Genomic DNA, 13,629 nt, shown 5'->3' with positions numbered 1-13,629 from the left:
GGATCAAACTCTCCGTTGAAGACTCTCGATCAACCGGACCAGCCGGCAATCAGCCATACGACATCGAGTCAAATCACCAGCATGAAAAACTCAAACTAGCATTTCGCCAGCCGCCCCGGACGGAAGATACGAGACGACCAGCAACACCCACACCCAAACAAAAAGAGTGCAGGCCACCAAACAAAAAAATTTGGCACTGACATTCATCGACACACTGTTGAGTTCTCAAAGAACACGCACACACCAAAACCAGAAACCCGCAAGGTCCCTCGCTCCGGGGCAACCGCTCCATTCTAGCCCACCCGAGAACCGGACACAAACCCCAACCCTCGAAGCAAACCACCCCGGCACGCCACCACCACCCCCTACAACAAGGGACGGTCCAACCAACCGGGAAAATCAGGCGCTCCCCGTCCAACCTCGTTTACCCACGCCGATCAACCAACGATCGCGTCCGGGTCGGTGTCCGTGTCGCTCTGACCCGAACCAAGTTACGCCAGCGTTTCCCCACCGTCAAACCACCAGGTGGCCAACCACATTGACCACATACACGCAGGTCACAGACCAACATCCGGTAATGCATCAACAAACAAACAATTTGTGACGCCCGACACGTCAGCCCAGCAGAACCTTGATGCCGGCAAAGTTCTTGCGACCGCGACGGAGGACCAACCACCGACCATGCAGCATGTCGGTCGTCTCCGGCACCCAGTCCTCGGCTGGGATGCGGTTGTTGTTCACGTACGCGCCGCCCTCCTTCACAGCCCGACGAGCAGCACCCTTGCTCTCGCACAGCCCACTCGCGACGAGAAGCTCGACGATCGTGTTGCTGTCACCGGCACGTACCTCGGCAACCGATGCCTCGGTCAGCGCGGATGCGAGAGTCGGCTCGTCGAGATCGGACAGCTCGGCGCGGCCGAAAAGTGCCTGACTCGCAAGCTCGACCGCGTCGGTGTTGGCTTGACCATGAACGAGAGTCGTCATCTCGGCCGCGAGTCGTCGCTGCGCCTCGCGCGCCTGCGGACGCTCCGCGGTCGCAACCTCGAGTTCGGCCAGCTCGTCCCGGGTGAGGAAGGTGAACCAACGCAGGTAGCGCACGACGTCGGCGTCACCGGTGTTCACGAAGTACTGGTACCAGGCATACGGGCTCGTCATCTCGGGATCGAGCCACAGGCTGCCTCCGCCGGTCGACTTGCCGAACTTCTTTCCGTCGGCCGAGGTCACGAGCGGCACGGTCAGCGCGTGCACCGCCTCGCCGTCGAGCTTTCGGTTCAAGTCGACGCCGGCGATGATGTTGCCCCACTGATCCGCGCCGCCGACCTGGAGCCTGCAGCCGTAGTTGCGCCTCAGGTGAACGAAGTCGTTGGCCTGCAGCAACATGTAGCTGAATTCGGTGTACGAGATGCCATCCGATTCGAGACGCCGCTTGACGGTGTCGCGGGCGAGCATCACGTTCACAGAAAAGTGCTTACCGATGTCCCGCAGAAAGTCGATCGCGGTGAGTTTCGACGTCCAGTTCGCGTTGTTCTCGATGACGGCGCCGGTAGGTGAATCGTCGAAGTCGACGAAGCGTTCGAGCTGCGAGCGGATGCAATCGGACCAGTCCGCGACCGTCTCAGCCGAGTTCATGGAGCGCTCGCCGACATCGCGGGGGTCACCGATCATGCCGGTGGCGCCGCCGGCAAGAACGATCGGACGGTGTCCCGCCCGCTGGAAACGCTTGAGCGCAAGCAACGGAACCAGGTGACCGGCGTGCAAGCTCGGTCCGGTGGGATCGAACCCGGCATACAACGTGACTGGACCGGCCTCCACTTCCCGACGCAGTGCTTCCAGATCGGTCGACTGGGCGATCAGCCCCCGCCAGGTCAGTTCGTCAAGGATGTTCTCAGTCACCTCTCGATCATCCCACCGCCAACTTCAGTCGGGTGCGCGCGGGCTGCGGCGATACGCCGACACCGCCGACGAGTCCGGCAGCCACAACCGCCAAGGCCAGTCCGCCGCGACGGCAATTCCGACCCGGGGTCCACTCCGGTAGTCCGCTGCGTCTCCCAGTTCCAGGCGCAGGCCCGGGTCGGTCCCGAACAGGTCGAAGCCGTTGTGGGCAAGCGAAATTCCGAGCGCCGATCCGAGATTCCCCGGTCCGCGGGCGACGTCGGCCGGTCGGCGCACCCCAGGTCGCCGCGACGCCACGAGGTCGTGGCCCTGCATGATCTCCGCCGCCCTCATCAGTACGCCGCCGGCCACCCCATCGGGTCCGTACGACACGTTCGCGCAGAAGTGCATCCCGTAGCTGCGGTACACGTATAGGTGCCCGGCCTCGCCGAACATCACCGCGTTCCGTGGGGACCGGCCACGATAGGAGTGGGATGCGGGGTCCGGCCACGGGCCGGACGGATCGCCGCCGTAGGCCTCCACCTCGACGATCCGGGCCCGGACCGTGCCGACGGAAAGCACCCCTCCGAGTATCGCCCGCGCAGCGCTGAGCGGATGCTGGGCGACTCTCAAGATCTCCCGTCCCGAATCGATCACGGTTCCGATTCTCCATCTCGGCGCCTTCGTCTCGGTGATCCTGCGACCGACCACCTGACCGGCCACCTATTGACGTCAGCACCCAAGGGGCCAATAATTCATCATGTGATGATTTCATCAGCGGATGAATCGAGATCGACATGACCGGCAAACCTGGGAAGTTCACGGCGGACCCGACCGAAGCCGCACCTGCAGTCGAGGTCCAGGGGCTGAATGTCTTCCGTGGGGGCATCCACGCTCTGCGCGACGTCAGCCTGTCGATTCCCCTCGGCGCCGTCACCGGCTTACTCGGGCCGTCCGGGTGCGGCAAGACCACGCTGATGCGATGCATCGTCGGGAGCCAGATCGTCGAGTCCGGTTCGGTGTCCGTACTGGGCCGACCTGCAGGATCAGCGGCGTTGCGCAGGCGGATCGGCTACGTGACGCAGGCGCCCAGCGTGTATCTCGATCTCACGATCCGAGACAACGTGCGATATTTCGCCTCCCTCTATGGACAGGGACATGACGTTGCGGCGGAGACGATCGAGGCCGTAGGCCTGTCCACCCACACCCACCATCGGGCGGGCGATCTGTCCGGTGGCCAGCTCGGCCGGGTGTCGCTCGCGTGCGCTCTCGTCGGCAGACCTGAACTACTCGTGCTCGACGAACCGACCGTCGGTCTCGACCCTGTTCTGCGGGACGAGCTGTGGGAGCACTTCTCGACCCTCGCAGCAGCAGGAGTGACGCTGATCGTGTCGAGTCACGTCATGGACGAAGCCGACCGCTGCGAGAGTCTCCTCCTCCTACGTGAGGGACACCTCCTTGCCCACGTGCCACCGGACGAACTGCGAAGCAGAACCGGTGAGTCGAACCTCGAGAAGGCCTTCCTTGCACTGGTCCGCGACGAACAGGTGGGAGTCGACCAATGATCATGAACCCCCGCATCTACGCGTCGAGCACCATCCGAATCCTGCGGCAACTCCGCAACGATCACCGCACGGTGGCCATGATCCTGCTCGTGCCCGCGTTGCTGATGGTGCTGCTGTACTTCATGTATCAGAACGTGCCGACGACCCCTGGCCAAATCCCGCTGTTCGACCGGATCGCGATCACGATGCTCGGGATCCTTCCTTTCGTGGTGATGTTCCTGGTGACCTCGATCGCGATGCAACGAGAACGCAGTTCCGGAACGCTCGAGCGACTACTCAGTACCCCCCTGTCGAAGTTGGATCTGCTCGGCGGCTACGGCACTGCCTTTTCGATAGGCGCCGCCGCCCAAGCAGCCCTTGCTTGTGGCGTGGCGTTCGGGTTCTTGAACCTGACCACCGAGGGCAATGTCGCCTGGGTCATCCTCATCGCAGTGGTCAATGCGGTGCTCGGCGTCTCGCTCGGCCTGCTGGCCAGCGCATTCGCCCGCACCGAGTTCCAGGCCGTGCAATTCATGCCTGTCATTGCGGTTCCCCAACTCCTGCTGTGCGGTCTGCTGGTACCCCGAGGCCAGTTGCCCCAGTGGCTGGAGTGGATCAGCAACGCACTCCCGCTCAGCTATGCGGTCGAAGCGCTCCAGCAGGTGGCCATGCACCCCAGTCCTACGGCACTGATGCTGCGCGACCTGGGCATCGTCGTGCTGTATGTGATCGTGTCGCTGGTCCTAGCGGCCGCCACGCTCCGCCGACGTACACCCTGATGACCGGTCCCACGACCCCGCCGACGCGACACGAGCGTCGACCCAGCTCGGCCCCGACGCGCGAGCGGATCCTCGAGGCCGCTCGGAATCAGTTCGCTGACAAGGGGTTCGAGCACACCACAGTGCGGTCGATCGCGGCCGCAGCCGGCGTCGACTCCGCGCTCGTGCATCACTACTTCGGGACCAAACAACGCCTGCTCGTAGAAGCGATCGCAGTTCCGTGGGATCCGGTATCGATCCTGGAACCGCTCGTCGCCGTCCCGGTCGACGCACTCGGTGAGGCGCTCGCGCGCACCGTCATCGGAGTTTGGGACTCTGCACACCAAGCGGCAGTTGTCGCAGCAGCGCGCTCGGTTCTCACCGGTGGCCGCGAAGACCTGATCCGCAGCGCCCTACTCGACGTTGTGCTGCGTGACATCATCCCGCGGGTCGACTCGCCGAAAGGGACCGGCGAACTGCGTGCCGCTCTGGTCGCGTCACAGATGACGGGGCTCTTCCTGACTCGGCATCTCCTGAGGATCGACGCGCTCAGCAACCTCGACACCGAAGAGGTCACCCGACTCATCGCGCCAACGCTGCAGCGGTATCTCACCGGACCGCTGGACCAACCCGATCAGTCGACGGATGACGCGATACCGCGTGCGACGTAATCCTCGTGCTCCGCGTCGGCTACTTCACGGGCCTCGTCGATCAGCAGCACGGGTATGCCGTTCTCGATCGGGTAGGCGCGGCGAAGCCGAGGGTTGTAGAGCACTTCGTCACCGACCAACAGCAACGGACCCTTGTCCTGCGGGCAGGCCAGAATGCTGAGCAGGGTGGAATCAATAGCCACTTCAGTCCTCTCGGGCCGTCAGGGTTCGCCGCTGGTCCACCAGGCTACAAGCCGGACCCTGCCCCGCTATGCGGGCACCCCTTCGAAATGTGCCGCGACCGCCTTGGTGAATCGCTTGTACTTACCGGTATCCGGATCGAGGTACCACGCACGCACACTCGGCTTCGGCAGACCCGCGGCCTGCAGCGCGAAGGAACTGGGCCGGTACGACGCTCCCAGCGGAATCTGCTCGACGACGTGGACGACGTCCGGGTGCTCCGCCACGGGCAACTGCCCGAGCGCGGCGGTGATCTCCGCCGCCCTGGGCGCGCGGCCGTCGCGCACCGTGAAGGCGGCGACTGCCACCTGTCGCTCCCCTGCCGGCACACCATAGGCAACCGTGAGATCGACCTGAGGCATCTCGCCGAGCACGTCGACGATCGGCTGCGTGAAGACCGGACCGCGTACCGCGTCCACCACGGCGCGCTTGTGGTCGACCAGCCAGTAGTCGCCGTCGGCGTCGCGGCGGAAGAGGTTCTCGGTGGGCACCCAGACGTCACCGGCCTCGAACACTCCGCGCATCACGCCGGGTACCGACTCCGCATGGGCACCCGGGCGGCCGAGTAGCAGGCCGACCTCGCCATCCTTGCACTCGCGTACGAAGCCCCGTTCATCCTCGATCAAGCGACCCTCGATCGGGTCGTACGCGCCGAGGCGGACTTCTGCACTGCCGGGCAGAGGCCGACCCTTGCAACCGACCTTGGCACCCGACACATTGGCGAGGACGACATCACCCTCTGTGGATGCGTAGAACTCGAGCACTCCTGCAGGGGCGAACCTTTCGGTCGTGCGACGCCAGAGTCCCGGCGGCATGCCCGATCCGATGAACAGCCGGACTGGATACCCGTCCTCGAGCGGAAGCGTGGCGTCGAGTATGTCCCGCATCATCGTCCAGGTGTAGCTGACGACGGTGACGCCGTAACGGCGGATCTCCTCTGCGAAGCGGTCCGGATCGAGTCCACGTGAGAGCGCGATACGAGCGCCACCCGCGACCGCGCCGCCGAGGGCCGCCATGAGGCCTGACGAATGATGTAGCGGGGCAAGGCAGTACACGGTGTCGCCACGAGTGAGCGACGCAGCCGAAGCGGTGCCGAACGCCGATAGAGCCCACCGGTGGTTTGTGATGAACTTCGCTTCGAGGCTTCCCGACGACCCACTGAAGATCACGAAGGCAAGTTCACCGGCACGGCCCGGGTTGGGGCGGTACCACCCGGGGAGCTCCACCGAACCTGGGTCCACCTGCTCGAGATCGATGACGTCCGGTCCGAGTTCGACCGGGAGCCCCCGGAACTCGCCGCCTCCGAGAACGAGGACCTTTTTGCCGGTGGCAACGGCGTCCTCGAGATTGTCGGGATCTACGACGATTCGGTCGACGCGGCCGAGACGGGCCGCCTGGTCGAGGCTACCGCCGGGTGGCAGGAGGACGGCCACCGCGCCTAGTCGCGAGAGCGCGGCGATCGCGACGAGCGCACTCGGGCGTGTCTCCATCAGGACACCGACGTGGCTTGCAGGCCGGACGCCGGCATGGATGAGGCCGCGCACGACGTTGTCGATCCGCGTGTTGACGGCGGCGTTCGTGTGAACGCGGTCATCGAACAGGAAGAACTCGCCACGCGGTGCCTGACGTCCCTGTTCGGCGAGCAGCAGTCCGAGCGAGATCCGTGAGTGTGGCTGCAACTGCCCGAGACGGGCCAGTCGCGGCAGCGCACGGGCCGCCTCGATCGAGATTTCACGCGTAGTGCGTACGGTGTCGGTCGCGAAGTCGACGATTCCCTTGCCCGCACCGACGCCTACCTCGGCGATCGACGTGACGGCGTGGGTGACTCGGTCCGCGAAACTGACACCGCTGTCACGCCCGGAGGGCTCGTCGTAGATCATCGCGTCCACCGGCCCAGGACGCTTACCCATCCCTTCTCTCCAGCGCACCCACTCACCGGTGGTGGGCCAAGTACGGGAGGCCGCGGCCGATCCGACCACCAAACCGAAATGTCCTGCGCGCAGCGTCGACTCGAATACGTCCGCGTGGGGCGCCGCCCGCTTGATACCGCGCACCGCGAGAGGCTGCCCGATGTCGTCGACCTCACCTACGAACGCGAGGATCGGGCACGACAACTCGGCAAGACCGACGGCAGCATCCTTGATGACGAAGCCGCCGGTCATCATCCGGTTGTGGACGATGAACTGCTTGAGCAGTTCCGCGACAGCCGGACCGGACCAGGCCACCCAGCCGTCCTGGTCGAGGAAACGACGTTGCTGCTCCCGCGGAAGGAGCGCCTCGCGGTCGTGCAGTTGGCGGAGGAAGTCGATACGTGACTTCGCCGTCTTCATTGGATCGAGAAACTGGAAACCGGTGCGAGCCATCCAACCGGCTATCGACAAGCGATTGAAGACGTGGTCGGCCAGGAGGTCGGCGCCTCTGGTGGCGACGAATGCCGGGATGTTGAACGGAAGCGCCGCCAAGGTATCCACCGGCGCACCGAACGTGATGATACTGGCAACATTCCGGCACCGGCGGTAAGCCGCCGCCTGATAGCAGAACATGCCGCCCTGTGAGTAGCCGGACAGGTGGACGTCGCGGCCGGTGTGTTCATGGACTATGTCGACGATCTCACTGATGGCGACGATGTGGTCCGTGAGGGTGCGATCGAAACCGCCCTCCTCGGTGTCCGGAGAGCCGAAGTCGACCACCCACGGATCGATCCCCATCCTGCGAAGGATGCCCACCGCGCCGTGATCACGGGTGACGTCGTATACATCCGCCGACATCATCATCGGGGGGACGAGGACGATCGGTGGACCGGCATCGGCCGGATCGATATCCGGGAAGTACCGTCGTAACCGGTACATCGGGGCGCGTTCGACGACCTGGAACGGGGACGGTGTTGTCCCCGTCTCCAGACCGCCGAGACGAACCACCTCGAGACCGTTCTGTGCCGTGGCGACGACCCGCCGCAACGAAGCCGCCAAGTAGTCGGAGCTGAGACCCACGAGCGCACTCCCCCACCAACTCATCGTGACTTTGCGTCACATCCTTTTCGATGAGCCTTCACATTACTGCGTAAGTGGCGGTTGCGGTTGCCCGAATGGTCTTCGTCTCGAAGCTACGCGCGCACCCACTCACGTAACGCATTCGCGGAGCGGTGGACACCACCCAACTGTTCGGCGACCCGGACCCCGGCCGTACCACCCCGCGCGCTCCGCGACGCGATCGAACCGTGCACGGTGAGTACCTCGCGGACCGCGGGAGTCAGTGCGGGATCGACGCCTGCCAACTCCGCGTCGCTGAGCTCGTCGAGACCCACACCGCGCGCCTCCGCGACCCGCACGCACGCACCTGCAGCTTCGTGCGCCACGCGGAAGGGGACGCCCTGCCGCACCATCCATTCCGCGATGTCGGTCGCAAGAGTGAAGCCCGTCGGAGCGAGTTCCTCCATACGAGTGGTGTGGAACTCCAGGGTCGATACGAGACCGGTGATGGCCGGCAGGAGCAGTTCGAGTTGAGCCACCGAATCGAAGACCGGCTCCTTGTCCTCCTGCAGATCGCGGTTGTATGCAAGGGGCTGGGCCTTGAGCGTCGCGAGCAGTCCGGTGAGGTTGCCGATCAGCCGCCCCGCCTTGCCCCGGGTGAGCTCCGACACGTCCGGGTTCTTCTTCTGCGGCATGATCGACGATCCCGTCGACCAGGCGTCGGAGAGCGTGATGTAGCCGAATTCCGGTGTACTCCAGATGATGACCTCTTCGGCCATCCGAGACAGATCCACTGCGATCATGGCGAAGACGAAGGCGGCCTCGGCAGCGAAGTCGCGCGACGACGTCGCGTCGATCGAGTTGTCCGCGGCCGAGTCGAAGCTCAACTCGTCCGCGATCGCGTCAGGGTCCAGCCCCAGCGATGACCCGGCCAGCGCGCCAGACCCATACGGTGACACAGCGGCCCGCTTGTCGAGGTCCCGCAGGCGCTCCACGTCGCGCAGCAGCGGATGGGTGTGCGCGAGCAGATGATGCGCCAGCAGCACCGGCTGCGCCGCCTGCAGGTGCGTCTTACCGGGCATCACGGCCTCCGGGTGCGCCGCGGCCTGCGTGGCGAGCGCGTCGACGATGTCGAGGACCCCGTCGGCGATGCGTCGTAGGGCATCACGCAGCCACATGCGGAACAGTGTGGCCACTTGGTCGTTGCGGGAACGACCTGCGCGCAACCGGCCGCCTACCTCCGGGCCGACACGTTCGATCAGTCCGCGCTCGAGTGCGCCGTGCACGTCCTCGTCGGACTCGGCAGGAACGAATGCCCCGCTCTGAACGTCGTCGGCGAGCCGCGCCAGTCCGTCGAGCATGCTCGCGAGGTCGGCGTCACTGAGCAACCCGGCCTTGTGTAGCACGCGCGCATGCGCCTGCGAGGCCCGGACGTCGTACGGGGCCAGTGCCCAGTCGAAGTGGGTGGACTTGCTCAGGGCCGCCATAGCGGCGGCCGGCCCGGACTCGAACCGCCCGCCCCACAGCGCTCCTTCGACGGTGGCGCCTTCGTGGGAAGCGCCCCCGGTATAGCCCTGTCCGGACACGGCTACAGGCCTAGGTCGCGCTTTGCCGCGACCTTGGAGGATAGGCCGTGGATGTTGACGAATCCCTTGGCGTACGACTGGTCGAAGGTGTCGCCCTCGTCGTAGGTCGCCAGATTGAAGTCGTACAGGGACTCGGAGCTGCGGCGGCCGGTGACTGTGATCGCTCCGCCGTGCAGGAACAGGCGGATGTCGCCGGTGACCCGCTCCTGGGTCTTCTGCACGAACGCATCCAACGCGGTCTTGAGTGGCGAGAACCACAGGCCGTCGTAGACCAACTCGCTCCACCGCTGCTCCATCTGACGCTTGTAGCGGCCCAGTTCGCGCTCGAGGGTGACGTGCTCGAGCTCTTGATGCGCGTTGATGAGCACCATCGCGCCCGGGGCCTCGTAGACCTCACGGCTCTTGATACCGACGAGACGATCCTCGACGACATCGAGACGGCCGACACCCTGCGCTCCAGCACGCTTGTTGAGTTCCTGGATCGCCTCGAGCACGGTGACGGACTTGCCGTCGATAGCAACCGGCTTGCCCCCCTCGAAGCTGATGATCAGCTCGTCTGGGCTGTTCCAGTTGAGCGTCGGGTCCTGGGTGTAGTCGTAGACGTCCTTGGTGGGGGCGTTCCACAGGTCCTCGAGGAATCCCGTCTCGACCGCTCTGCCCCACACGTTCTGGTCGATCGAGAACGGCGAGCGCTTGGTGACGTTGATCGGAATGTTGTTCTCCTCGGCGAAGGAGATGGCCTTCTCGCGGGTCCAGGCATAGTCGCGGACCGGAGCGATGACCTCGAGGTCGGGCGCGAGGGCGCCGAAGCCCACCTCGAAGCGCACCTGGTCGTTGCCCTTACCTGTGCAACCGTGGGACACCACCGTGCCGCCGTGGTCGCGGGCGGCCTTCACGATGTGCTTGACGATCAGCGGACGGCTGATCGCCGAGACCAGCGGGTAGCGGTCCATGTAGAGCGCGTTGGCCTGGATCGTCGGCAGGCAGTACTCGTCGGCGAACTCGTCGCGGGCATCCACCACGACCGACTCGACTGCACCGCAGTCGAGGGCACGCTGACGCACGACCTCCATGTCCTCGCCGCCCTGGCCGAGATCGATCGCGACGGCAACGACCTCCTTGCCGGTCTCCTTGCCGATCCAGCTGATGGCCACGGAGGTGTCCAGCCCGCCCGAGTAGGCGAGTACGACGCGATCAGCCATGGTGAGTGTGCTCCTTAGAGTTCGAAGTGTTCGGGGGTGAGTCTAGTGGTCAGGCCAGGCGCTCGATCTCGGCGGCAAGCTCTGCTCCCGTGAGCGGTTCGCGCGCCACGACGAGGATGGTGTCGTCGCCCGCGATCGTGCCGACGATGTCGGTGAGCGACGCCCGGTCCAGGGCGCTGGCCAGGTAGTGAGCGGCTCCCGGTGGGGTTCGCAGAACCGCGAGGTTGCCGCTGGCGGCGGTCGATACCAACAGCTCCCCCAGAAGCCGGGACAGGCGGTCGGTGCCACCGGAGACGCCCCGCACGGGCGAGCCGTCTTCCGGCACCACGTACACCCCGGGACCGCCGTCCGCGGCGCGCAGCTTCACCGCGCCGAGTTCCTCGAGATCGCGCGACAACGTCGCGTTCGAGACGTCGATGCCCTCTGCAGCGAGCAGCGCGGCGAGTTCGGCCTGGCTGCGGATATGCCGCTCGGCGACGAGCGCGACGATCCGCGCTTGCCGTCCGGCGCGCGTGTTTGCCACCGGCACCGTCGGCTGGGCGCTGCCGTCCCCTGGGACGGAAGTCACGACATTCCCCCCGATCCCTTTTCGAGTAGCCACACGAGCAGCGCCTTCTGCGCGTGCAACCGATTCTCGGCCTCGTCCCACGCTGCCGACTGCGGACCGTCGAGCACCTCGTCGGTGATCTCCTCGCCGCGATGCGCTGGTAGGCAGTGCAACACGACCGCGTCCGGTGCAGCGTTGTCGAGCAGGTCCGCGTTGATCTGGAACGGCCGGAACGGTCCGACACGGTCGAGGCCGTCGTCCTCCTGTCCCATCGACGTCCAGGTGTCGGTGACGAGCGCGTCGGCCCCGACGACCGCGGCCTGCGGATCGTCGGTGAGCGTGATCATCGCGCCGGTCTGCTCGGCGCGCACGCGTGCAGCGTCGACGACCGAGGGGTCGGGGGCGAACCCCACCGGAGCTGCGATAGTGACGTGCACACCGGCCGTGACGCCACCGAGCAACAGCGAGTGCGCCATGTTGTTGGCGCCGTCACCGAGGTAGGTCAGCCTCAAGCCCTTCAGCTCGCCCTTGCGCTCGGCGAGCGTCTGCAAGTCGGCCAGCACCTGGCAGGGGTGGAACTGGTCCGACAGCGCGTTGACGATCGGTACCGTCGCGCCCTCGGCCATCTGCTCGAGCCGTTCCTGGCCGAACGTGCGCCACACGATCGCGTCGACGAAACGGGACAACACTCGACCGGTGTCCTGCAAGGTCTCGTCTCGGCCGAGCTGGGTGCTGCGGCCGTCGACCACGACGGCGTGGCCACCGAGTTGCGCGATGCCCATCTCGAACGAGAACCGTGTGCGGGTCGAGTTCTTGTCGAAGATGACGCCCACGCCTCGCGGACCGGCGAGCGGCTTCCGCGAGAACGGATCCGCTTTGAGCTCACGAGCGAGCGCCAGCACCTCGGCCTGCTCTGCCGAGGTCAGATCGTCGTCCCTCAAGAAGTGTCGAATGGTCATCTGCTCACTTGCCTCCTGCTCCCGCGCCGGCTTCATCGAGGATTCCCGGCAGCGCCGCGACGAATCCTTCCGCCTGCTCCTCGGTGATGATCAGCGGGGGTGCCAAACGGATCACGCCGGGCTGGGCAGCGTTCACGAGGTAGCCCGCGTCCCGGGCTGCTGCCTCGACGGCCGGTGCGAGGTCCTCGGTCAGCACGATGCCCAGCAGCAAACCCGCCCCACGGACGTGGTCGACGAGCGGGTGCCCGAGGCCCTCGATGCCCGTCGCGAGCACTTTGCCGATCATGTCGGCGCGGGTGAGTAGATCGTCGGCTGTGATCGTCTCGAGGACCGCGAGTGCGGCGGACGCGCACACCGGGTTACCGCCGAATGTGGTGCCGTGCTTACCCGGGCCGAACAGTTCCGCCGCCGCGCCGGTCGCGATGCAGGCGCCGATCGGCATACCGCCGCCGAGCCCCTTCGCGAGTGTCATGACGTCGGGCACGATGCCAACCGCCTGGTGCGCGTAGAACCACCCGGTGCGGCCGATACCGGTCTGCACCTCGTCGAGGACCAACAGGGCGCCGCGTTCGGCGGTGATCCGGCGGGCGCCGGTGAGGTAGCCCTCGGGAGGAACCACGACGCCGGACTCACCGAGGATCGGCTCGAGGAACACCGCGGCGGTGTCGTCGTCGACCGCACGGTCGAGCGCCTCCAGATCGCCGTAGGGCACGTGTTCGACGCCGGGCGGCATCGGCTCGAACGGGGCCCGCTTGTCGGGCTGACCGGTGAGTGCCAACGCCCCCATCGTCCGGCCGTGGAACGCTCTCTCGGCGGCGATGATCTTCCGTCTGCCGGTTGCCCGCGCCAGCTTGAACGCGGCCTCATTGGCCTCGGTGCCCGAGTTGCACAGGAAGACCCGCCCGGTGACGCTGCCCCCGGAGACACCGGAGACACCGGAGTCTCCGGCGCCGAGGCGTGCGAGGAGCTGCTCGGCCAGGGCGACGGCCGGCTCACTGGCGTACAGATTCGACACATGGCCGAGGGTCGACAGTTGCCGGGTGACGGCCTCGATGATCGCCGGGTGTGCGTGGCCGAGGATGTTGACCGCGATGCCGGCCAACAGGTCCAGGTACTGCTTGCCGTCGGCATCGGTAACGACCGCACCCTCGCCGCGGACCAGGGCCACCCGCGGCACGCCGTAGGTGTTCATCAGCGCGCCGGACCAGCGCTGCTGGAGATCCGCTGTGGTGGTCATGGTTGTCCTTTCAGGCCTTCGAGGTTCTGGCCGTCGAGTTCGCCGTCTTCGAGATTCCGGGCTTC

General features: G+C 65.9%; 13 protein-coding genes. 4 read left to right on the top strand and 9 right to left on the bottom strand.

Annotated features, from left to right (window positions below; genetic code table 11):
• Nucleotides 1-200 (top strand): hypothetical protein (locus EF834_RS18345; protein ID WP_206615322.1); only part of this gene is annotated, 200 nt, incomplete at its 5' end.
• Nucleotides 201-615: 415 nt separating this feature from the next.
• On the opposite strand, the gene tyrS is transcribed toward EF834_RS18345, so the two are convergent.
• Both tyrS and EF834_RS17815 read right to left on the bottom strand, forming a co-directional pair.
• Nucleotides 616-1,893, bottom strand: a complete 1,278-nt coding sequence (tyrS, locus tag EF834_RS17820) for a tyrosine--tRNA ligase (protein WP_127948553.1) — start codon at nucleotides 1,891-1,893, stop codon at nucleotides 616-618.
• Between the two features lie 24 nt (nucleotides 1,894-1,917).
• On the bottom strand, nucleotides 1,918-2,529 hold the full coding sequence (locus tag EF834_RS17815) for a DNA-3-methyladenine glycosylase (RefSeq protein ID WP_235871289.1): 612 nt from the start codon (nucleotides 2,527-2,529) through the stop codon (nucleotides 1,918-1,920).
• Nucleotides 2,530-2,669: 140 nt separating this feature from the next.
• On the opposite strand from EF834_RS17815, the gene EF834_RS17810 reads away from it, so the two are divergent.
• From EF834_RS17810 to EF834_RS17800, 3 genes are read left to right on the top strand one after another with little or no spacing between them, the layout of a single operon-like run.
• Nucleotides 2,670-3,437 carry an ABC transporter ATP-binding protein gene (locus EF834_RS17810; protein ID WP_127948552.1) on the top strand — a complete coding sequence of 256 codons (768 nt, stop codon included), beginning with the start codon at nucleotides 2,670-2,672 and terminating at the stop codon, nucleotides 3,435-3,437.
• Nucleotides 3,438-3,439: 2 nt separating this feature from the next.
• Entirely contained in the window at nucleotides 3,440-4,195 is a 756-nt protein-coding gene (locus EF834_RS17805) for an ABC transporter permease (RefSeq protein ID WP_164874173.1), read from the top strand.
• Nucleotides 4,195-4,845 carry a TetR/AcrR family transcriptional regulator gene (locus EF834_RS17800; RefSeq protein WP_127948550.1) on the top strand — a complete coding sequence of 217 codons (651 nt, stop codon included), beginning with the start codon at nucleotides 4,195-4,197 and terminating at the stop codon, nucleotides 4,843-4,845. Before EF834_RS17805 ends, EF834_RS17800 begins: the two co-directional genes overlap by 1 nt.
• Here the strand turns inward: EF834_RS17800 and EF834_RS17795 are convergent.
• The 7 genes from EF834_RS17795 to EF834_RS17765 all read right to left on the bottom strand — a co-directional run bounded on the left by EF834_RS17795 (nucleotide 4,809) and on the right by EF834_RS17765 (nucleotide 13,564).
• Nucleotides 4,809-5,027 (bottom strand): Trm112 family protein, encoded by a 219-nt coding sequence (locus EF834_RS17795; RefSeq protein WP_127948549.1) that lies wholly within the window; start codon nucleotides 5,025-5,027, stop codon nucleotides 4,809-4,811. The genes EF834_RS17800 and EF834_RS17795 overlap by 37 nt on opposite strands.
• A gap of 66 nt (nucleotides 5,028-5,093) precedes the next feature.
• Nucleotides 5,094-8,078 (bottom strand): acyl-CoA synthetase, encoded by a 2,985-nt coding sequence (locus EF834_RS17790; protein ID WP_127948548.1) that lies wholly within the window; start codon nucleotides 8,076-8,078, stop codon nucleotides 5,094-5,096.
• Between the two features lie 89 nt (nucleotides 8,079-8,167).
• A complete protein-coding gene (argH, locus tag EF834_RS17785; protein ID WP_127948547.1) occupies nucleotides 8,168-9,619 on the bottom strand; it encodes an argininosuccinate lyase in 1,452 nt (483 codons plus the stop codon).
• Between the two features lie 2 nt (nucleotides 9,620-9,621).
• Complete coding sequence (locus EF834_RS17780; RefSeq protein WP_127948546.1) at nucleotides 9,622-10,821, bottom strand: argininosuccinate synthase; 1,200 nt, start codon at nucleotides 10,819-10,821, stop codon at nucleotides 9,622-9,624.
• Between the two features lie 49 nt (nucleotides 10,822-10,870).
• The gene (locus EF834_RS17775; RefSeq protein WP_127948545.1) at nucleotides 10,871-11,389 is read right to left on the bottom strand and encodes an arginine repressor; all 519 of its coding nucleotides are present in this window, start codon (nucleotides 11,387-11,389) and stop codon (nucleotides 10,871-10,873) included.
• The gene (gene argF / locus EF834_RS17770) at nucleotides 11,386-12,327 is read right to left on the bottom strand and encodes an ornithine carbamoyltransferase (protein ID WP_127948544.1); all 942 of its coding nucleotides are present in this window, start codon (nucleotides 12,325-12,327) and stop codon (nucleotides 11,386-11,388) included. Before argF ends, EF834_RS17775 begins: the two co-directional genes overlap by 4 nt.
• Nucleotides 12,328-12,331: 4 nt before the next feature.
• Nucleotides 12,332-13,564: an acetylornithine transaminase gene (locus tag EF834_RS17765; protein ID WP_127948543.1), complete on the bottom strand. Its 1,233-nt coding sequence runs from the start codon at nucleotides 13,562-13,564 to the stop codon at nucleotides 12,332-12,334.
• Nucleotides 13,565-13,629 lie beyond the last annotated feature (65 nt).

Origin of the sequence: Rhodococcus spongiicola (assembly GCF_004011835.1) — a bacterium.
Lineage (GTDB): Bacteria > Actinomycetota > Actinomycetes > Mycobacteriales > Mycobacteriaceae > Prescottella > Prescottella spongiicola.
The sequence above is the reverse complement of the archived record's forward strand: the minus strand, read 5'-3'. Positions and strand labels throughout refer to the sequence as shown.

Coding starts and splice junctions, on each gene's coding strand:
- EF834_RS17790 (WP_127948548.1), bottom strand. CDS start 8,078: ATGAGTTGGTGGGGGAGTGCGCTCGTGGGTCTCAGCTCCGACTACTTG.
- EF834_RS17805 (WP_164874173.1), top strand. CDS start 3,440: ATGAACCCCCGCATCTACGCGTCGAGCACCATCCGAATCCTGCGGCAA.
- EF834_RS17780 (WP_127948546.1), bottom strand. CDS start 10,821: ATGGCTGATCGCGTCGTACTCGCCTACTCGGGCGGGCTGGACACCTCC.
- EF834_RS17810 (WP_127948552.1), top strand. CDS start 2,670: ATGACCGGCAAACCTGGGAAGTTCACGGCGGACCCGACCGAAGCCGCA.
- argF (WP_127948544.1), bottom strand. CDS start 12,327: ATGACCATTCGACACTTCTTGAGGGACGACGATCTGACCTCGGCAGAG.
- EF834_RS17800 (WP_127948550.1), top strand. CDS start 4,195: ATGACCGGTCCCACGACCCCGCCGACGCGACACGAGCGTCGACCCAGC.
- EF834_RS17765 (WP_127948543.1), bottom strand. CDS start 13,564: ATGACCACCACAGCGGATCTCCAGCAGCGCTGGTCCGGCGCGCTGATG.